The organism is Fructobacillus evanidus, assembly GCF_963580165.1.
GTDB classification, from domain to species: Bacteria; Bacillota; Bacilli; order Lactobacillales; family Lactobacillaceae; genus Fructobacillus; species Fructobacillus evanidus.
Map to the genome: position 1 here is coordinate 75,909 of NZ_CAUZLM010000001.1, position 20,407 is coordinate 96,315.

Here is a 20,407-nt window from a genome sequence, read left to right on the forward strand (position 1 = left end):
ATGGCAATTGCTTATATCAGCGAAAAAGGTCCGACACGGGCCGATAATCAAGACGCAGTGGGCGCCTTTTATAATCAATCGGGCGAAGCTTTAGTGATTGTCGCTGATGGCGTTGCCTCTAATCCAGGCTCTAAGCAGGCCAGTCAAATTGTGGTGGAGACCCTTGGCTCTGCTTGGCAAAAAAAGAATATGACGGATCCGGAAAGCGTTAAGGACTGGCTGGTTCACCAGGCAACTTTAGCTAACCGAGCGATCTTGTTAGCCGGGCAAAAGAATCCACACATTAATAATATGGCCACGACGGTGGTTTTGGCTGCCTGCTTGCCAGGACAAATTTTAGTTGCAAACGCTGGTGATTCCAGGGCATATTTGTTGCGGGGGAAAAGCGCCGAATTGTTGACCTTTGATCACACCCTCCGCAATGAAATTAAGCGTGAAAGTGGCCAAATTTATGATGAAAGTCTACCCGAAGCCAATTCATTGACCCGCTATTTGGGAGTGAATCAAAAAGTTGACCTTGAATGGACGACCTTTGTCCCCAAAAAAGATGACTGGCTCTATTTGACATCAGATGGGCTGGCCAAGGTTCTTTCAATTGACGACCAGGTTAAGCTGATTCAACCGGGACGACACCGTCCAGGCAATGAGCCACCTTTGGGTTCTGTCTTAGACCTAACCGAACGAATCCGGGCCCTGATGAAGGCAGCCAATGCCCGCCAAGCACCGGATAATATTACAGCTTTGCTGGTAACGAATTTAACCAATCCAAACCAGCAAATGGCGGCAAAGGCCTATGCCAATGTCCGCCAGGAAAAAGAAGATACTGACCAAGCAATGCCACAACGAACTGGGAGGCAAGACTAATGGAACAAGGAACGATGATTGATCACCGCTACCGAGTAGTGCGCCCTCTGGGCGGTGGTGGCATGGCCAATGTCTACCAAGCTTTTGATACTTATTTAAACCGTGATGTCACGTTGAAGATGATTCGGCTGGATATCAAAGATCAGCCTGATGCCGTTGAACGCTTTCAACGCGAGGCAAAATCAGCAACCGCTTTAATCAATGACCATATTGTACAGGTTTACGATGCCGGCGAGTTTGATGGTTCTTCTTATTTGGTGATGGAATATGTTGATGGAATGGACCTGAAGGATTATACCCAGGCGCATTTTCCAATTCCTTACCACAAAGTGGTTGATATTATGGAGCAAATCCTGGATGCGGTGGCTGCGGCTCACCGTGCCGGCATTATCCATCGTGATTTGAAGCCACAAAATATCTTGATTGATCGCCAGGGTCAAGTGAAGATTACTGATTTTGGGATTGCGACCGCCAGAAAATCGCAATCATTGACTCAGGTGCATACGGTAATTGGTTCTATTCATTACCTCGCACCGGAACTGCCAATCGGGCAGCACGCTTCCGCTCAGTCTGATATTTATGCGCTGGGTGTAATTTTGTATGAATTGCTGACAAATCAGGTGCCATATCAAGGGGATACTCCTGAGCAAGTGGCCTATAAGCATGGGAATACGCCCATGCCTTTTGTGCGCGATTTTGATAGTCAGGTGCCTCAGCCATTGGAAAATGTTATTTTGCGGGCAACTGCTAAGAATCCGGCAGACCGTTATTTTTCCGCGGAAGATATGGCTGATGATTTGAGGACTTCGTTGTCCAAACGGCGAGCGCAAGAAGCACGCTATGTCCCAGAAACCTCTGATGAAACACGTTTGGTCGATACTGATTTATCTGACCGGCCATATGTAGCTGATCCTGATACTTTAAAGGATCCTGAGGAAGGCAAATCAGTCACTGATCAAATTATTGATTACGCTAAGCAGGGGATGTCAATCAAGGATATCGCAGCGAAGGTGGATCGGACGCCAAAGTTTGTTCGTCAGGTTTTGTCGAAGAATGGGGTTAAGTACAAGTCAGCTAAAAAATGGGTCGTTTCTTTAGTGATGTTGGCGTTGTTGCTAGCTGGTATCGGTGGTGCGAGCTATTTTGAAAGTAATTACGTTACCATGCCGGATGTGACCAACATGTCGGTCAACCAAGCAGAAAGTAAGCTTTCTAATGTTGGTTTGACGGTATCAAGCCCAACTTATACGTCATCCAAGACGGTGGCTAAGGGTCAAGTTATCAAAACAAAGCCTGGGTCAGGAGCTTATCTGCAGAAGGGTGCCTCCGTTTCCTTGGTGGTTTCTTCTGGTGGTGATAAGGTCACCCTAGCGGACTATAGCGGTTGGAGCTATGGTGAGGCAGCGGCACAATTAAGTAGCCAAGGCTTCACGGTTAAGCGGAAAAATCAGGCCAGTTCAGATGTTGCCAGTGGGGAAGTCATTTCCCAGTCAGTTGCGGCCTTTACCTCGGTTGATCCAAGTTCAACGACGATTACCTTAACGGTTTCAACCGGACCAAACAAGGTTCAGGTACCAAACTTGGTTGGTAAGAGCCAAAGCGATGCTGTTAGTTGGGCAAATTCTAACCATATTCAGTTGAACTTTAACGTTACAAGTTCCAGCCAGCCAAGTGGTCAAGTGGTTGCCCAGGATACACCATCTGGGTCACAAATTACCGCTGATAAGACGGTCACGTTGACAATTTCTTCTGGTCAAGAGAGCAACTCGAATAGTAGTTCCAATAGCAGCAATAATAATTCAAATAGCAGTTCGTCGAGCTCCTCTTCTTCAAGTTCCTCATCGTCATCATCTTCTGCAACTAATAATCATTAGTTTTGATTTTTGATTGATAGCGCTGTTAAAAAGCCACTTTTTAGTGGCTTTTTTGATTGGAAATCAGGTTCTTGAAGGGGATGTTTTCTTTTCTTTTTGGTTAGAATTTTATTTTTGGTACGCACTGGAATTTTTAAAAATATGCTATACTAAGCGTATGAAAACAGGACGGATTATTCGGTCATTGGCCGGCTACTATGACATTATGATGGATGACGGGGTTGTCGAACGCACGCGAGCGCGGGGACAATTCCGGCAAAAAAACCACCGCCCCCTAGTCGGCGATTTTGCTGATTTTGAATCGGAAAATGGCGAGGGTTTTATTTGGGCACTGCATGATCGAAAAAACGATTTGGTGCGTCCGCCCATTGCCAATGTTGATTTAGCGATTGTGGTCACTTCGGTGGTTGAACCTGCTTTTTCTCAAAACTTGTTAGACCGGCAATTGGTGGCACTCGAGGCAGCCGGCGTAAAGCCCGTTCTCTATTTTTCAAAGATGGATTTGCTTGAACCGACTGCCCGGCAGGACTTCGAGACAACCTTAGCCGAATATCGCACGATTGGTTACGATGTCATTGTCTCTGACGAAGATGTTCCCTCCGCTTTTCGGCCAATTTTGAAAAATCAGGTTGTGGTCGCAATGGGCCAAACTGGAGCGGGTAAGTCAACGTTGCTCAATACTTTGGCACCAGAATTGCAACTAGAAACGGGTGCTGTCTCAAAAGCACTGTCTCGTGGGAAACATACGACCCGGCAAGTATCCTTGATTTTGGTACCAGCTTTTGAGGCTTTGATTGCTGATACACCAGGTTTCTCATCCTATGAAGTCTTTGACTTTCCGGTTGAGGAGTTGGGAAATTATTTCCCTGAAATTAAGGCAGTCAGCGGTCAGTGTCGTTTTCGGACCTGTTCGCACATTAATGAACCTGGCTGTGCGGTGAAAGAGGGGGTTGCCCTTGGCAGTATTTCACAGGCACGGTATAATAGTTACGAACTGTTTTATCAAATTATTAAAGGAAAACGGCCAGTCTATCAAAAGACGAGCCAAAAATGGCGTCAGTAAAAAGGTCAATTGTCTGTTCGACAATGACTTCGTTAAATTCTGATTGCTAAGGAAAAGAGGAAAACATGGCAGGGATTATTGCTCCATCAATTTTGAGTGCAGATGTCACCAAGTTAGGCGAAGACGTCGCTTTGGTGGAAAAGGCTGGTGCGAAGTATTTGCACGTCGACTTGATGGACGGTTCATTTGTTCCATCGATGGCTTACGGTCCAGCTTGGGTAAAGCAATTACGGCCACAAACTGATTTGTTCTTGGATGTTCATTTGATGGCTGTCCACCCAGAAAACCATGTTGAAGAATTGGCTGAAGCTGGTGCTGATTTAATCGGTGTTCACGTAGAAGCAACGCCACATATTCACCGCGTTTTGCAAATGATTAAGGCTGCCGGTGTGAAGGCAGAAGTTGTTATTAATCCTGGAACGCCAGTTTCAGCAATTGTTCCTGTATTAGGAATGGTGGATCAGGTCTTGGTCATGACGGTTAACCCTGGCTTCGGTGGCCAAGCCTTCTTGCCAGAAATGGTTGAAAAGATTAAGGAATTGACTGCTTATAAGCAAGACAACGGCTTGGACTATGACATCGAAGTTGACGGTGGTATTAACGATAAGACCATTGCTTTGACGGCCGCGGCCGGTGCTAACGTCTTTGTTGCTGGTTCATATGTTTACGACAAGAAGGATCCAGCTGCTAAGGTGGCCAAGTTGTTAGATTTAACAAAGTAAATCAGCAACTCTATTAAATAATCATTAAGAACGGGCTAAGCAAATTTTTGCTTGGCCTTTTTCGAAAAGAAAGGATGCACGGATGCGGATTAATATCTTAGCCGGAGGTCCGACTGAATTTTGGCCTGACGATATTTTTGAGCAAGAAGGCCAATGGTTGGGTGCTGATCGTGGGGCCTGGTACTTAATGCAGGCTGGGATGGATTTTCAAACGGTGGTGGGTGACTTTGATTCTTTGACAAAGAGTGAGTTTGAGGAAGTTATTAGTCATTTGGAAGCCAACCATGTCTATCGTTTTCCACCCGAAAAGGACTTTACGGATACGCAGCTAGCCATTAAGGCTGCCGCTAGCCTTGGTGCAGATGAAATCAGAGTTTACGGGGCCACCGGTGGCCGTCTCGATCATCTTTTGGCTAATTTAACCTTTCCGGCAATGGATGGCTTTGATGAATTGGCTCAAGAAATTGACTTGCCGGATTTGGCCGAACGAGTTGCACTGGTTGATAAGCAAAATGTTATTTCCTATTTGTTGCCTGGTCAAAAGGTGGTTAAGCACATTGAGGGGATGAAATATCTTGGTTTTATGCCATTGGGTATAGTTGATAATTTGAAAATCATTGATGCTAAGTATACCTTGACACAGCCTAAAAGTAGGGCTATAATGTGGTCATCAAATGAATTTATTAATGAATTGGTCCACTTGTCTTTTGACAGCGGAATCATGATTGTTACTCAGAGTAAAGATGGAGGTAAGTAAATGGCTGTAACAGCAATTACTGACGCAAATTTCGAAAAAGAAACCGCCACTGGCGTTGCCATTACAGATTTTTGGGCAACTTGGTGTGGTCCTTGCAAGATGCAATCACCCGTTTTAGACGCCTTGTCTGATGAAGATGCTACAAAGAACATCAACTTTTACAAGGTTGATGTCGATGAAAACAAGGAAACGGCCGCTAACTTTGGCATCCGTGCAATCCCAACTTTGGTCGTCACAAAGGATGGTCAGGCTGTTGAACGGATTACTGGTTTCCACAATAAAGAGCAATTAGCTCAAATTTTGCAAAAGTACGCATAATTAAAAAAAGAATTTGTTTTGATGGAGATGCCGGCAATGATTGTGTCGGCATCTCTTTTATATTTTCTGAGAATTAGTCTTTAAGTAAGATAGTAGAAAATCAGTTTTGCTGAATGGCGATTTTCGCTGGATGCCGGTTGGGCGTCGGCTGGCAAAGTTTACAATTGGCTTTGCCTTTACTGCTTGAATTGGTTATACTGGACTAGGAAAAGCTTTAGTATAAGTCGTTTTCTGGATAAATAGTGGGTAAAGGACTCGTGTAGAGCGAATTAGTTTTGAAATTAAGGTTGTACTGATAGTTAAATCTGTTTCTGCTCTTGCTAAAGGTCTTTTATTCTGGTAAAATATTGTATTGTTGATAAGAAGAGCATGAACAATACCTCGGCTCGGATAGGAGGGTCAGACATGGCAAAAGATGCAATTACTGGTGCACGCACCCGTTTTGGTAATCAACGTTCACACGCCTTGAATTCAAGTCGTCGTAGCTGGAAGCCAAACTTGCAAAAGGTTACTGTTAAGATTAACGGTTCCGCACCTAAGAAAGTTTACTTAACGGCACGTACTTTGAAGGCCGGATTGAAGAACGGCTCAATCGAACGTGTTTAAAAACCACCACTTGACGGTGGTTTTTTTATTATCAGTTGGTAATGACTGATTTGAGTCATTTGGCAACTGATTTTTACCATCAATAGAGAGTATGACAAAAGGCACGAAGCCACCGGTTGGCAAATTAGAACCTTTTCTTAGAACATGGTAAAATAGGATTATCGTAAACAGAAAGGAACGTGGAGCTTTTTGCTCCACAACAACGTGATGGCAATTAAGATTCAGACTCAAAATGGCGAGATCAAAATTGAAAACGACGTAATCGCGTCGGTTGTTGGTGGGGCCACAATTGCCAACCCTGGTGTGGTTGGAATGGCTTCACGGGCTGCTTTGCGTGATGGTGTTAACCAGATTTTGAACCGGGAAAATTATGGCCGAGGTGTTGTCGTTTCACAAACGGACGCGGGTGTCATTGTGGATGTTTATATCGTTGTGCGTTATGGCATGAAGTTAGCAGAGATTTCCACATCGGTTCAGCGCAAGGTCAAGTATTATTTGGATAGTTATTTGGGAATTCATGTACCCGAAGTTAACGTAATTGTCCAAGGAATTGAAACCAAGGATTAAAAAAGAAGATGACTGCAGAAAAAATAATGACTATCACTGCTGCCGATTACGGCAAGATGGTCAATGCTGCCGCGGCCAAGTTGACCGCCAATGCGGAGAATATTAACAAGTTAAACGTTTTTCCGGTTCCCGATGGGGATACTGGGACCAATATGGCCATGTCAATGGCTTCCGGTGCACAATACGAGCGTGATGCCCAGGAAGAAACAGTTGGCGCCTTAGCAAAGGCGACGGCAAAGGGCCTCTTGATGGGGGCTCGTGGTAATTCTGGTGTGATTTTGTCACAAATCTTCCGTGGCATGGCTGACTCTTTGGCTGATAAGGATAACCTCTCAGCGAGAGATTTAGCCGATGCTTTGATGATGGCTGCCCAAGTCGCTTATAAATCAGTGATGAAGCCAACAGAAGGAACCATCTTAACGGTGATTCGCGAATCCGCTGCGGCTGCTGACGAAGCGGCCAATGCTGGTGCTGATTTGCCAACGATGATGGACCGGGTTGCTCATGCTGCCCAGGTGGCATTGGATAAGACCCCAGACCTGTTGCCTGTTTTGAAAGAAGTTGGTGTGGTCGATTCTGGTGGTCAGGGCCTTGTTTTGGTTTTGGCAGCCTTTGCTGAAGTGATTTCGGGTACGGTTTCAGAAGAAAACCTACAAACACCTGATAACGCAGAACTTGACCAGATGGTTTCAAAGTTGCATGCGGGTGCCCAAGCAAATGAATCATTACGGCCAGAAGACATTAAGTATGGTTACTGTACGGAAGTTATGGTCGAAATTGGTAAGGGAACAACGGTTGAAAAGCCGTTTGACTACCAAACCTTTTATGATTACATTGCTGACAAGGGTGATTCACTTCTGGTTATCAATGATAAAGATGTCGTGAAGGTTCACGTTCACACGGAAGACCCCGGAGCGATTATCCACTGGGGTGGTGAATTTGGTTCATTGGTCAAGGTTAAGGTTGATAACATGCGTGACCAACAGCAGGCCGTCATTGACGAACAGAAAAAAGAAGATCAAAAGAACCAGCAGGCTGCCCAGGAACAAAAACCAGCACCTGATGTAGCCGTCTTTGCCGTAGCAGCCGGTGATGGTGTTGCCCAACTATTCGATTCTTTGGGTGTTTACCAGGTGATTACTGGTGGTCAAACAATGAACCCCTCAACGGCTGATTTTGTTGAAGCGATTGAAAAGTCACAGGCAAAAGCAGCAATTATTTTGCCAAACAACTCGAATATTTTCTTGGCGGCTGACCAGGCAAAAGATTTGGTTGACGTGCCGGTTGAAGTGGTAAAGTCGCGGACAATCCAACAAGGTCTGACGGCGATGTTGGGCTACGACCCGGCTGCTTCGGTAACGGATAACCAAGAAGCCATGACTGAACAGTTGGCGACGGTTGTTTCTGGTCAGATTACTCATTCGGTTCGTGATACGACTTTAAATGGCCAAACCATCAAAAAGGGTGATTGGCTTGGAATGGTTGATGGCGAAATCGTTGTGGTTGGCCAAAAGTTATTGGAAACAGCCAAGGATACTTTAGCCAAGATGTTAGATGATGATAGTGAAATTGTCACGATCATTACTGGTAAAGATGCCAAGAAGAAAGACATCAAAGCTTTGACGGAAGCAGTTGCCGAGCTTGATGAGGACTTGGAATGCGAAGTTCATGACGGTGGTCAGGACCTTTACCCATTTTTGCTGTCTGTTGAATAAAACAAATCAACATAATAAAAACGCCGACTATAGAAATTGGTCGGCGTTTTTTGAATTAATTTTTAGTGGCCAATGGCGGCAATGGCAGCGTAGATGACGGAACCAGCCATCACAACAACCATGAAGATTGACATAATCCAAGTCCAAATTTGGAACCTGCTCTTCTTTTTCTTTTCAACCTTTGGAATTGGTCGCTTATCTAATTGACGGATAACTTCTTCTTGAAGTTCGGTATCAACGTTTGTATTTTTCTGAACGGGTGTTTGACTTACTTTTTTCTTAGCTTTTTTTCTGGCCATGATTGCTAGCAACATTCTCCTGAGTAATTTAAATTTATCATAACATATGCGAGGGTGAAATTGAAATTCTCAACTGACCTTGGTAAAGTTGACGAAGAGGTGAATGTTTATGATGTGGTTTTATTGGCCTGCAATTTGGTTAGCCATTTTCTTTTTAATTATTCTGTGGCGTTTTTTTTATCGTCCTTTTCCAAAAATCGGTGTTTTGGATATTGCGGTCATTCCGACCTTTATTCTTGCTCATTTGACCTGGGGGGCAGCCTTTTATCGATCTGATTTGTTAGCTGTTTTGGTTGTTTGGCTGTTGTTTGGGGCAATTTGGAGTTTGATTGCTTTGTGGCATCGTCAACGGCTGGCCTTTTTTTGTCATCGGTATTGGCAGGCGACTGGATTGATTGGTATTCTTTTGATGATTACCTTGTGTGTTGCAGCTGTTATTTTAAAAAGATAGGGTAAATTCCCCACCGAGCTTAAATCCTGATTTTTCAGGGTTTAAGCTTTTTTTATTACTAGAGTTTTAAAAAAATTACGAGAAGAGTGGAGGAATGTGGGGGAATGTGGTAAATTATTGTTAAGTTATCTTTAAGAAAGGAGGGTGTGCCGATGTTCATGGGGGAATCTTCACATAATTTAGACCCCAAGGGCCGGCTCACCATCCCGGTGAAGTTTCGTAATCAATTGGGCGAATCCTTTGTGATTGTCCGTTGGATGGAACATGCCTTACGGGCCATGCCGATGTCGGTTTGGCAAAACTTAGAGGAACAATTAAATGACTTACCGCTTGGGAAAAAAGAAGCCCGGGCCTTTAAGCGTTTTGTTTTAGCCGGTGCTAAGGAAGCAGAGTTTGATAAGCAGGGACGCATCATTGTTGATGGGAATTTGCAAGATTATGCTCAGATTGACAAAGAAGTGGTCGTGACGGGCGCCGGCGATTCCTTTGAAATTTGGTCGAAGGAAAATTGGCAGGCCTATACCGAGGATACTGCTGAGAACTTCGATGAAATTGCTGAAGGATTAGTTGATTTTGATTTTTAAAGTCGTCTATTCAACGCGAATAGACTGATGGACGAGAAAAGTGTTAAACAGGAGGACAATAAAATGGCATTTGAACACGTAACGGTCCTCCAAAAAGAGGCGGTTGCATTGCTGGCAGTGAAGCCAGACGGTATTTACGTCGATGCGACTTTGGGGGGCGGGGGTCATTCTGGCGAAATTCTCAAGGAATTGACCACTGGGACCCTTTATTCCTTTGACCAAGATCAGACCGCCATCTTACATAATCAAAAGCAGTACGAGCAAGAAATTGCTGACGGTAAATTAGTTTTGGTCTTCCAGAACTTTCGCACATTGAAGCAAAGTCTAAATGACCTTGGTGTCGACCAGGTTGATGGTGTTTTGTATGATTTGGGCGTTTCATCCGTGCAGTTTGATCAAGGTGACCGAGGATTTTCTTATAACCATGATGCGCCGTTGGATATGCGCATGGACCGGCGCCAGGACCTAACGGCAAAGGTCATTGTTAATGACTGGCCGTTTTCTGATTTGGTCCGAGTTTTGACTCGTTACGGGGAAGACCGCTTTGGTAAGGCCATTGCCCGCAAGATTGAACAGGCACGGGAAGTCAAGCCAATTGAAACCACTTTTGACTTGGTTGAAATTATTAAAGAAGCGATTCCAGCACCGGCTAGGCGTCATGGAGGCCATCCGGCGAAACGGACCTTCCAGGCTCTGAGAGTGGCCGTTAATGATGAATTAGGGGCACTAGAAGACTCACTGACGCAGGCCTTAGATCTTCTGGCTGTCCAGGGACGGATTTCAGCAATTTCGTTCCAGTCGCAAGAAGACCGCCTGATTAAGCAGATGTTTCGTGAGAAGGCAGCCACACCTGATTTACCACGTGGTTTGCCACTTTTGCCCGAACAAATGCAGGCAGATTATGAATTATTAACCCGCAAGGCGATTAAGCCAAGCGAAGAAGAACAAGCAGAAAATCATCGCTCGGCTTCAGCCCAATTAAGAGGCATTGTCCGATTAAAGCGGGAAGATTCTTAACACTGAAAAACGTTCAATGTGATGCTGATTTTTGTTTGGGGAAGATAATAGTAAAGGAGTTCAAAAATGGCACAAAACGCTTATCGCTACCAAGATTTGGCGACTGCTTTACCTGAGCAGCCTGCCACACCGTCTGCTAAAAAAGTTCGGACCAAAAAACGCTACCAGGCAGCTGTCTGGACCAAGCGTGAACGCGGTTTGGTTATTTTTATGGCTAGCATTGTATTATTATTGATGATGGGTACAGTGGCAACAACTGTGACCATGCAACGAGTTGATGCCCAAAATACTCAAATCTCTCAGAAAGTGACCAACGTGAAAGAGGAAAATGACTCTTACCGTGGTGACATTCAATCAAAAACGAACCGTGACAACTTGGAAAAGGTTGCCCAATCAGCTAATATGGAACAGAGTACTAACAACGTTCGGAATGTAAACCAGTAAGCAGATGAAGCAAAAGAAAAGACGACAACTCGGGAAAAAAATAACACGAAACGGTAAGCGTTTCGGTGCCCTCCTCTTTGTGGGGGCTTTCTTTGTTATTTTAATCATGGGTGGTCGTCTTTTTCAGATTGCCGGCTTTAAGGTGGTCAACAACCATAACCTAACCGCCGCTACTCGACTAACCTTTATGCAAAAGGAAACAGTGCCAGCTACTCGCGGGCAAATTTTGGATTCAGATGGCCAAGTCCTTGCGGATAATTCAACGGTCTATGATATGTACGCCGTTTTGGATAAAAAACAAGTAACGAAGACAGGCAAGCCTGACTACGTGGTTGATAAGAAGGATACCGCGCAGAAACTCAGTGGGATTCTTGGTATCAGCTATGATGACTTATACGCTCAGCTAACTTCTAACAAGCTGCAGGTCGAATTTGGTCCTAAGGCGAAAAATTTAAGTGTCGATACTTACAATAAGATTAAGGCCTTAAATTTAACCGGGATTAAGTTTAATTCGCAGCCATCTCGCTATTATCCCAATAACCGAATGGCCTCGCATATTATTGGCTTAACGAATTCAACTCAGAATGCTGCTGGGCAACGAACCCTTGGTGGGGTTTTGGGTATCGAAGCCTTTAAAAATAGTACTTTGCGTGGCAAGGATGGAATCCAGACTTCTTTAGGAAATCAGACTGAGACTTCTAAGAAAAATCAGGTCGAAAACGGCAATAACGTAACCTTGACGTTGAACGAAAAGTTGCAAGCAACCCTTGAAAACCGGATGGACGTTCTTTTTGCAGGTACGAAGGCTAAATCAGCGGTCGCCGTTTTGATGGAGGCGAAAACTGGTAAAATTGTGGCTGCTACGCAACGGCCTAACTTTGATCCAAATACGCAAGACGGTCTTTCTTCTGCCTGGGAAAACTTAGTTAATCAGGGCTCTTTTGAACCAGGATCAACGATGAAAACCATTACTTTGGCTGCTGCTATCCAGGAGGGTAAGTGGCATCCAAATGCAACTTACCAATCTGGAACCTATGATATTAATGGCCAGAAGGTTGTGGATGCTTTTGGAAATGGTGAAGGAGTCTTAACTTACCGTCAGGCCTATGAACGGTCATCAAACGTTGGTTTTGCTCATCTTGAACAGGCTCTTGGTGCAAGTACTTGGGAATCTTATATCAATAAGTTCCGCTTCCTAAAGAAGACCGGGATGGATCTGCCAAACGAAGAATCCGGATCAATGTCTTTTGCACAGCCAATTGATCAAGCCAATACGGCCTACGGTCAAGCCATTCGGGTCACTCCTGCTCAGTTGCTTCAGGCTTATACAGCCATTGCCAATGGAGGGAAGGAAGTGAAGCCTTACTTGGTTGACCGAGTAACAAACCCAGAAACGGGTAAAGTCGTTTACAGGGGAAAGACCACGCAGGTCGCTAATCCGATTTCAGCAAACACTGCTAAGCAAGTATTGTCTTTGATGGCAGGCGTTGTCAATGCCGACGATGGGACGGCTAAGCAATATAGCTTATCAGATGTGGGTTATCAGGTTGCTGCTAAGACTGGAACCGCACAAATTTCCGAGAATGGAAAGTACCTGGATGGGTTAACAAATGATATTCATTCGGTGATGGCAATTGTGCCCGAGCAAAATCCAAAGTATATTATGTATATAGCAGTTCGCCAACCACAGGTTTTCCCAGACGCCAACATTCAAATTACCTTGAATAACGTCTTTCGACCTGTGATGCTTCAGGCCCTAAATGATGGTGACGATAGTGTCAAGTCAAAGACCAACCAGGTAACGGTACCAGACGTGAAGGGCCTGTCGATTAGCCAAGCGGAGCAGACATTGCAAAATGCGGGTCTGTCCGTGACAACCTTGGGTTCAAGTGGCACCGTTTCAGCGCAATCAATCAAGGGAAATCAGGATGCCATTAAGGGCCAGCGGGTTTTCTTGACGGCAAACGGTGCAGTCACCCTTCCTGATTTTAGCTCTTGGACGAAAAACGATGTTTTGTCTTGGGGCTACCTAGCAAAGGTTAAAATGTCTCTGACTGGGTCTGGCTATGGCGAAAAGCAAAGTGTGACGGCCGGCACAGCAGTAACCGACCAAACTAAAATTAGCGTCAACTTTAAGGAGAGAACGTAATGTCAGTTGTACTAGAATTCCTTTTGGGAATGGCTATCACAGCACTTTTGATGCCAATAGTGATCAAAAAATTGAAGCAAAGTAAGGAACAGGCCGTGATTCGGGTCTTGGGTCCAGACCACCAGCAGAAGGCCGGTACGCCTTCATTGGGGGGCGCCGTCTTCGTCTTGGTGGCGATTATTGTTGCTTTTTGTTTGCCAAGGACTTATGAAAATTCAACCGCTTTCACAACGGTTTTGACCCTTTCGGTGGCGATTGGGTCTTTTGCCTTGATTGGCGCTGTTGATGATGTCTTGAAGCTATTGAAGCATGCCGATGATGGTTTTGCTTTTAAGCCAAAATTAGCGGCACAAACATTATCGGCCGTTGTCGTGATGTTCTTACTTTGGGCCTTAAAGGTGCCAGCCGTCATTAATTTACCAGTTGTTGGCGTTGTTTATTTGGGTTATTTCTATGTTATTTTTATCTGGTTCTGGTTAGTTGGTTGGTCGAATGCTACCAACTTGACCGATGGCCTTGACGGTCTTTTGGGCGGATTAGCTGTAATTGCTTACGGTGCCTATGCCGTTATGGCTTATTGGGCCGCTAACTGGGCGATGGTTTCCTTTAACTTAGTATTGATTGGTGCCTTAGCCGGCTTTTTGATTTTCAATTTACCAAAGGCCAAAATTTTCATGGGTGACACGGGTTCTCTTGCTTTGGGAGCCGGGTTGGCAGTTGAATCCATTTTGCTGCATGCTGTTATTTCTTTGTTAATTATTGGTTTGGTCTTTGTGATTGAGACATTGTCCGTGATTATTCAGACATTTTCTTATCACTTCTTCCATAAGCGAGTCTTCCCAATGGCGCCGATTCACCATTCTTTTGAAAAGTTTGGTTGGTCAGAGTGGCAGATTGACATCGCCTTTTGGTCAGTTGGATTGGTTCTAGCCATTTTGGCAGTTTTCATTTTTTACTAGAAACTTAAAAGTGGTTGGCAACGTCAACCACTGTACATAAAAAATCAGCACTGTGTGTCAGAAAAAGGAGTAGGGTATGGCAGAGTTAGATTTTAAAAATAAAAAGGTATTAGTGTTGGGCTGGGCCAAATCAGGAAAGGCCGCTGCCGAGCGTCTGGTTGAGCTTGGCGCACAGGTTACGGTTGCCAATCGGGACAAAATTGAAGAAGATGCCGATGTCAAAGCCTTGAAAGCTGCAGGTGTTGTCTTTGCAGAAAATGACCAAGCAGAATCTTTGGCTGATGGAACTGATTTCGTCGTTAAAAATCCAGGTATCCATTACGAACAACCATTGCTGGAAAAGGCCGAACGGCTGAAGATTCCAATTTTGACGGAAGTTGCTGTTGCTCTGTCGACCTTTACTGGACGCTTGATTGTTGTGACCGGTTCAAATGGGAAGACGACAACTACGACGCTTTTGGGGAAGATGTTGCAAGCGGATCCAAAACAAGGAAAAGTCGTTGTTGCTGGCAATATTGGCACGCCAGTTTGTCAGGTTGTTGGTTCGTTGACCAAGGATGATACGCTTGTCTTAGAATTATCTTCTTTCCAACTAGTTGGAATTCCAACGATTCAGCCTGATATTGCCGTGATTACCAATGTCTTTGCAAACCATATGGACTTTCACCATACGAGGACGGCTTACTTAGCAGCTAAGATTCACGTCACTGAGGATCAACGGCCTGATCAGGTACTGATTTTAAATGGGCAGGGACCAGATACGCCATTAATTGAAAGTAAGACAGCTGCTCAGGTTCTGCTCTTTGATGACCAAGACCAAACGGCTTATGCTCATCAAAGTGGTGATGACCTGGTTTTTGCAGGACAGAAACTAATGCCTTTCAAAGACGTTAAGCTCGTTGGCCAGCCAAACCTGGAAAATGTTTTGGCGGCAACGGCGGCAGCAACGGTTGCAGGTGCTGACCCAGCCGGCATTATTGATGTCTTGAAAACTTTTTCCGGTGTTAAGCACCGGTTGGAATTTTTGTTTAAAAATCAAGACGTTCTATATTATAACGATTCAAAGGCAACTGACATTGAAGCAACACAAGCGGCTCTGTCGGCCTTTAACCAACCAGTCGTTTGGTTGGCTGGTGGATTGGACCGTGGTGATGACTTGTCCCGCTTGGCCCCAGACTTAAAGTATGTTCGTCAGGTCATTGCCTTTGGTGAAACCCACGATAAGGTGAAGGCTTTGGCCGATTCTTTGAATTTGCCGGTAACGGTTGTGAAATCAGTTGAAGAAGCGGCGCCATTGGCTGTTCAGATGGCTAAGCCTGGAGAGGTCGTTCTCTTTTCACCGGCAGCCGCTTCATGGGATCAGTATCCTAATTTTGAAATTCGTGGGGATGCCTACGAACAAGCCTTAAAAAATAGTTTGCAGATTGGGTAAGGAGAGCAAAGATGAAAGTAGTGTTATCAGGTGGTGGAACGGGTGGCCATATTTATCCGGCCTTAGCTTTGGCCAAAATCATTGAGGAAAAAGAACCAGAGGCAGAATTTTTGTACATTGGTTCTTTCCGCGGGGTTGAAAAGCAAATCGTACCAAAGACCAATCTGCCCTTTATGCAATTGGATGTCCAAGGCTTTTCGCGTTCGCTTTCATTAACCAACTTTAAGACGGTTTATCTATTTTTGAAGGCAACTGCCGCTGCCAAGAAAATTTTAAAGAATTTTCAGCCCGATGTTGTTGTCGGTACTGGTGGTTATGTTTCCGGTGCTGTTTTGTATGCCGCACAGCAGATGGGTATTCCAACAGTTATTCATGAGCAGAATTCAGTCGCTGGTGTAACCAACAAGTTTTTGGCTAAAAAGGCGACAAAAATTGGCTTAGGCTTTGAAGCAGCCAAGGACCAGTTCCCGGCCGACAAGACGGAACTGATTGGTAACCCTAGAGCACAGGAAGTGGCGAACCTCCATTCTGATTTTTCATGGACGAGCTATGGGTTAGAGGATGACAAAAAGACGTTGTTAATTTTTGGTGGGTCACAGGGTGCACCAGCCATTAATCTGGCAACTCTTGATGCCATTTCAACATTCAACGATCGCCTTTACCAGGTTGTTTTGGTGGCTGGACCAAAACGAATTGATAACTTTAACCGCTTGTTACAAGAGCGCGGCCTAACACTTGGTGATCATATTAAGGTATTACCTTATATTGATAATATGCCAGCTGTGATGAAGAAAGCGGATGTCTTGGTCTCTCGAGCAGGGGCGACATCAATTGCCGAATTAACGGCTCTTGGTCTACCAGCCATCTTAGTACCATCGCCATTTGTGACGGGTGACCATCAAACAAAGAATGCGAGTGCCTTAGTTGATGCGGGCGCCGCCTTGTCAATTAAGGAACCTGATTTTAATGGTGAATCATTGGTTAAGGCTGCTGATGCCTTGCTATTGGATGACCAACAGGCCGAAGCTATGAAGGCACAATCGGCAGCCGTTGGAATCACTGATGCTGGTGACCGGTTCTATCGTTTGATTAAATCAGTAACCAAGGACTAGGAGTAATTGCCTTGCAAAGAATTAAAATGACAATGCAAATGCACCCAAAGTGGACCAGTGCCTTCGTGACCCTGGCTTTTTTGGCAGTCATCGCAGTCATTTTAGTGATTTGGCAACCTTGGGTGAAAATTACAACGGTTAATGTTGATGCTGGCAATATCCCAACTGAAACAATTGAAAAAGAAGTCGGGATTAAGCCTGGTGATTACCGTTACCAAGTTTTCTTTCAGGAAACGTTTTTAGAACAAAAACTAAAAAGAAGTAACGATAAAATTTCGCAGGTGAAAATTTCATTGACAAAAAGTACTGTCTCTATTGAGGCTGGTGAAAAGATTAATGCCGGCTTTTTAAAAAAGGGGGATCAGTGGTACCAACTCGATTCGGCTGGCAATCAGAGTAAAATTAATCAAGTTGATGGACAGGGCCCTGTCTATACCAATTTTTCTTCTGTGACGAGGATTAAAAAGGTGGCCAAAGCAGTCTCTTCTTTGGACCAACCAATTCGACAAGACATCGGTGAGATTAAATTTGCGCCAGATGCCAATAATAGCGATAAGTTGATTTTGTCGATGAATGACGGCAATACGGTTTATGCGAGTCAAAAGACGTTGGCCGACAAAATGCAGTATTATGCAGGGATTGCGGCACAAATGTCTTCAACTGGAGTCGTTGATTTACAGTATGGGTCATACTCATATCCGTATAACGGTTCATAACGAAAAAACTTACTCATAAATTGGCTCTAAGCCCTACCAGACTAAGGTAGAATATGATAAGATTATTTTTAGGTTTAGTTTCTAAATTTTATTAAAAAGAGGGGAAATTTGCATGACCCAAGATGGCGTGATAGTTGGATTAGATATCGGGACAACCATGGTCAAAGTGGTTGTTGCCCAAAGCGAAAATGGTCGCTTCAACGTCATTGCCACGGGCAGTGCTCCGGGTGCTGGTTTACGCCGTGGCGTGATTGTTGACATCAACCAAACGGCTGAGGCCATTTCACAGGCAGTTTCACAGGCTGCTGCAAAGGCAAATATTGAAATTAACGAGGTAGTTGTTGGTTTGCCAGCCAACCATGTGGACATCCAAACGGTGACCGGACTTGTCTCGATTGAAAATCAAAATAAACAAATTACGAACCAAGATGTCGTCAATGTGACCCATCAGGCTCTCGATTCACTTTCAGTTCAAGACCAAACAGTTGTTGAGTTTTTGCCCAACGAATTTATCGTCGATGGCTTTGATGGGATTAAAGACCCAACCGATATGATTGGGGTTCGACTGGAAGTGCAAGGCTTAGCTTATTTGGCACCAAGTAAGATTGTTGACACAATGAAGACTGCCGTTAAAAAGGCCGGTCTACAAATGCAGTCGCTGGTTTTGGCACCAATCGCCTTGGCACCAGCTTTTCTAAATGATGCCGAGCAAGACTTTGGTGCAATTCTAATTGACTTAGCTGGTGGTCAGTCAACCGCTTCCGTCGTCCATGACCACAAGGTAAAGTACATGACCGTGGACTACGAGGGTGGTATCCAGGTTACTAAGGATATCTCGACGGTTCTTGGTATTAGCGTGGATGAAGCTGAATCCATTAAGAAAAAGTATGGGTCGGCTGACCCTTACCAAGCATCGGCTAAGCAGCAATTTTATGTGAATGCCGTTGGCTTGACGGAGAAAAAACCGGTTGACGAGCAGTATTTGTCTGAAATTATGGCAGCGCGCTACGACCAAATTTTTGATCGTTTGGACCAGCAATTGCAGGCGATTGGTGCCGAAGAACTTCCCGGTGGTTTTCTCATCACCGGTGGTAACGCGGCAACGCCCGGGGTACTAGCCAAAGCGCAAGAACATTTTGGTTCAAATGTCCAGGTGGCACAGCCAACACAGATTGGCTTACGCCACCCTAGTTTTGCCCGGGCCTTGGCCTATGCTTCTCATCAAGCGTTTCAAAGTAACTTAGCTTTGGAAATCAAAGCGGTCTTAATGGGCCAGCAGCTTGAAGAAGTAGCAAAGGACCAGGCTAGCCATTATCACTTAGTTGATACTGGCGAAACCGATGTGATTGAAGCACAAGGTGAGGAAGGGGTCTACCTTGACCCAGCCGAAAAGAAATCAGGAGTATTTTCACGAGTAAAGTCGACGCTCGCCTCCTTGTTTGCAGAACCAGACGACAACGAATAAAACATTCCCAAAGGAGTAACTTTCATGGATTTTACAATCGACGAAACGCAGGATCAAGCCGGCGCTATCATCAAGGTCATTGGTGTTGGTGGTGGTGGGTCTAATGCGGTTAACCATATGATTGACGAAGGCATCCAAGGGGTTGACTTTATTGTTGCCAATACTGATGTCCAAGCCTTAGAAAAGTCAAAGGCCCGTCAAAAGGTTCAAATTGGACCTAAATTAACAGGTGGACTTGGTGCCGGCTCAAACCCTGAGCGTGGTGCTAAGGCTGCCGAAGAATCAGAAGAAGAAATTAAATCAGCTTTAGAAGGCGCCGACATGGTTGTTGTGACAGCCGGAATGGGCGGTGGAACCGGAAACGGGGCTGCCCCAATCGTCGCTAAGGCTGCTAAAGAAATGGGGGCCCTAACGGTTGCCGTTGTTACTCGTCCTTTCTCATGGGAAGGACCAAAGCGGTCAAAGTATGCGGTTGAAGGTTTGCAAGCCTTGTCCGAATCTGTTGATTCTTTGATCGTGATTACCAACGAAAAACTGAAGGACCGAATCGATTTGAAGACGCCATTGTCGGAAGCCTTTAAGATTGTTGATGACGTTGTTGCTCAAGGTGTTCGTGGTATTTCAGAATTGATTACCAACCCTGGTTTCATTAACTTGGATTTTGCCGATGTGAAGACTGTTATGCAAAATGCCGGACCAGCTTTGATGGGTGTTGGGGTTGCCAATGGTGAGTCTCGCGCAAGCGATGCAACAAAGGCAGCCATTTCCTCACCATTGCTTGAAGTTGATATGTCAGGGGCTGAGGATGTCTTGTTGAACATTACCGGTGGTCCTGATTTGTCATTGTACGAAGCACAGACTGCTGCTGATGTGATTAACCAAGAGGCTGGTCGCGATGTGAACGTTATCTTTGGAACTTCTGTTGACGAAGATTTGGGTGATTCAATTCGAATTACAGTAATTGCTACTGGTTTGCAAGCTGGCGGTGTTCAACCTGTGAAGCGTTCAGCAAAGCAAGAACAGCCAGCCGCAGAGTCAGCGCAAAATGGTCTTTTCGCTCGAACTGGCCAGGACCAACCACTCAATCAAAACGTTGCTGGTAAGGATGATCCTTTTGAAAATTGGGATATCACGACTAGCAAGCGGCCAAGTAACCAAGCTGGTCAGTTCGAAGGGGTTCAGAAGAAAGCTTTTGATCCCGTTGAACCGGTCAACCAAGGAATTGATTTAGACTTGTCAAACGAGGATGATGATAAGCCACCATTCTTCAAGAAGCGATAAGGGGGATTGATT

The 20,407-nt window shown here is 44.9% G+C and carries 21 protein-coding genes; 20 read left to right on the plus strand and 1 reads right to left on the minus strand.

The genetic code is table 11. The features are described from left to right. The 9 genes from AABI08_RS00425 to AABI08_RS00465 all read left to right on the plus strand — a co-directional run bounded on the left by AABI08_RS00425 (position 1) and on the right by AABI08_RS00465 (position 8,486). Complete coding sequence (locus AABI08_RS00425) at positions 1 to 864, plus strand: PP2C family protein-serine/threonine phosphatase (protein WP_338343260.1); 864 nt, start codon at positions 1 to 3, stop codon at positions 862 to 864. Continuing rightward, on the plus strand, positions 864 to 2,738 hold the full coding sequence (gene pknB / locus AABI08_RS00430) for a Stk1 family PASTA domain-containing Ser/Thr kinase (RefSeq protein WP_338343259.1): 1,875 nt from the start codon (positions 864 to 866) through the stop codon (positions 2,736 to 2,738). The genes AABI08_RS00425 and pknB overlap by 1 nt, the downstream gene beginning before the upstream one ends. Positions 2,739 to 2,895: 157 nt before the next feature. Then, positions 2,896 to 3,801: a ribosome small subunit-dependent GTPase A gene (gene rsgA, locus AABI08_RS00435; RefSeq protein WP_338343258.1), complete on the plus strand. Its 906-nt coding sequence runs from the start codon at positions 2,896 to 2,898 to the stop codon at positions 3,799 to 3,801. Positions 3,802 to 3,866: 65 nt separating this feature from the next. Then, positions 3,867 to 4,523, plus strand: coding sequence for a ribulose-phosphate 3-epimerase (gene rpe / locus AABI08_RS00440; RefSeq protein ID WP_338343257.1), 657 nt, complete (start codon positions 3,867 to 3,869; stop codon positions 4,521 to 4,523). A gap of 82 nt (positions 4,524 to 4,605) precedes the next feature. After that, positions 4,606 to 5,280: a thiamine diphosphokinase gene (locus AABI08_RS00445; RefSeq protein WP_338343256.1), complete on the plus strand. Its 675-nt coding sequence runs from the start codon at positions 4,606 to 4,608 to the stop codon at positions 5,278 to 5,280. Then, positions 5,281 to 5,598 carry a thioredoxin gene (gene trxA, locus AABI08_RS00450; RefSeq protein WP_047974340.1) on the plus strand — a complete coding sequence of 106 codons (318 nt, stop codon included), beginning with the start codon at positions 5,281 to 5,283 and terminating at the stop codon, positions 5,596 to 5,598. It begins immediately after the preceding gene. A 405-nt stretch (positions 5,599 to 6,003) separates the two neighbouring features. Next, a complete protein-coding gene (gene rpmB / locus AABI08_RS00455; protein WP_047974341.1) occupies positions 6,004 to 6,204 on the plus strand; it encodes a 50S ribosomal protein L28 in 201 nt (66 codons plus the stop codon). A gap of 207 nt (positions 6,205 to 6,411) precedes the next feature. After that, the gene (locus AABI08_RS00460) at positions 6,412 to 6,771 is read left to right on the plus strand and encodes an Asp23/Gls24 family envelope stress response protein (protein ID WP_047974342.1); all 360 of its coding nucleotides are present in this window, start codon (positions 6,412 to 6,414) and stop codon (positions 6,769 to 6,771) included. 8 nt (positions 6,772 to 6,779) lie between these two features. Next, positions 6,780 to 8,486: a DAK2 domain-containing protein gene (locus tag AABI08_RS00465; protein WP_338343255.1), complete on the plus strand. Its 1,707-nt coding sequence runs from the start codon at positions 6,780 to 6,782 to the stop codon at positions 8,484 to 8,486. A 62-nt stretch (positions 8,487 to 8,548) separates the two neighbouring features. Here AABI08_RS00465 and AABI08_RS00470 read toward each other — a convergent pair whose 3' ends face one another. Continuing rightward, positions 8,549 to 8,800: a DUF4044 domain-containing protein gene (locus AABI08_RS00470; protein WP_338344058.1), complete on the minus strand. Its 252-nt coding sequence runs from the start codon at positions 8,798 to 8,800 to the stop codon at positions 8,549 to 8,551. 94 nt (positions 8,801 to 8,894) lie between these two features. Between AABI08_RS00470 and AABI08_RS00475 the strand changes: the two genes are divergently transcribed. The 11 genes from AABI08_RS00475 (at position 8,895) to ftsZ (ending at position 20,395) form a co-directional block, all read left to right on the plus strand. Then, positions 8,895 to 9,236 carry a hypothetical protein gene (locus tag AABI08_RS00475; RefSeq protein ID WP_338343253.1) on the plus strand — a complete coding sequence of 114 codons (342 nt, stop codon included), beginning with the start codon at positions 8,895 to 8,897 and terminating at the stop codon, positions 9,234 to 9,236. Between the two features lie 152 nt (positions 9,237 to 9,388). Further along, positions 9,389 to 9,820 carry a division/cell wall cluster transcriptional repressor MraZ gene (mraZ, locus tag AABI08_RS00480; protein ID WP_338343252.1) on the plus strand — a complete coding sequence of 144 codons (432 nt, stop codon included), beginning with the start codon at positions 9,389 to 9,391 and terminating at the stop codon, positions 9,818 to 9,820. Positions 9,821 to 9,883: 63 nt separating this feature from the next. Continuing rightward, positions 9,884 to 10,837, plus strand: a complete 954-nt coding sequence (rsmH, locus tag AABI08_RS00485; protein WP_338343251.1) for a 16S rRNA (cytosine(1402)-N(4))-methyltransferase RsmH — start codon at positions 9,884 to 9,886, stop codon at positions 10,835 to 10,837. A gap of 66 nt (positions 10,838 to 10,903) precedes the next feature. Beyond that, complete coding sequence (locus AABI08_RS00490; protein ID WP_338343250.1) at positions 10,904 to 11,281, plus strand: cell division protein FtsL; 378 nt, start codon at positions 10,904 to 10,906, stop codon at positions 11,279 to 11,281. 4 nt (positions 11,282 to 11,285) lie between these two features. Beyond that, positions 11,286 to 13,430 carry a penicillin-binding transpeptidase domain-containing protein gene (locus AABI08_RS00495; RefSeq protein ID WP_338344061.1) on the plus strand — a complete coding sequence of 715 codons (2,145 nt, stop codon included), beginning with the start codon at positions 11,286 to 11,288 and terminating at the stop codon, positions 13,428 to 13,430. Next, positions 13,430 to 14,389, plus strand: coding sequence for a phospho-N-acetylmuramoyl-pentapeptide-transferase (gene mraY, locus AABI08_RS00500; RefSeq protein WP_338343248.1), 960 nt, complete (start codon positions 13,430 to 13,432; stop codon positions 14,387 to 14,389). The genes AABI08_RS00495 and mraY overlap by 1 nt, the downstream gene beginning before the upstream one ends. A 76-nt stretch (positions 14,390 to 14,465) precedes the next feature. Further along, positions 14,466 to 15,821: a UDP-N-acetylmuramoyl-L-alanine--D-glutamate ligase gene (murD, locus tag AABI08_RS00505; RefSeq protein WP_338343247.1), complete on the plus strand. Its 1,356-nt coding sequence runs from the start codon at positions 14,466 to 14,468 to the stop codon at positions 15,819 to 15,821. Positions 15,822 to 15,832: 11 nt separating this feature from the next. Further along, positions 15,833 to 16,933 carry an undecaprenyldiphospho-muramoylpentapeptide beta-N-acetylglucosaminyltransferase gene (gene murG / locus AABI08_RS00510; protein WP_338343246.1) on the plus strand — a complete coding sequence of 367 codons (1,101 nt, stop codon included), beginning with the start codon at positions 15,833 to 15,835 and terminating at the stop codon, positions 16,931 to 16,933. Between the two features lie 11 nt (positions 16,934 to 16,944). After that, the gene (locus AABI08_RS00515; RefSeq protein WP_338343245.1) at positions 16,945 to 17,649 is read left to right on the plus strand and encodes a cell division protein FtsQ/DivIB; all 705 of its coding nucleotides are present in this window, start codon (positions 16,945 to 16,947) and stop codon (positions 17,647 to 17,649) included. A 112-nt stretch (positions 17,650 to 17,761) separates the two neighbouring features. After that, entirely contained in the window at positions 17,762 to 19,114 is a 1,353-nt protein-coding gene (ftsA, locus tag AABI08_RS00520) for a cell division protein FtsA (RefSeq protein ID WP_338343244.1), read from the plus strand. A 24-nt stretch (positions 19,115 to 19,138) separates the two neighbouring features. Then, positions 19,139 to 20,395: a cell division protein FtsZ gene (gene ftsZ, locus AABI08_RS00525; RefSeq protein ID WP_338343243.1), complete on the plus strand. Its 1,257-nt coding sequence runs from the start codon at positions 19,139 to 19,141 to the stop codon at positions 20,393 to 20,395. Positions 20,396 to 20,407 lie beyond the last annotated feature (12 nt).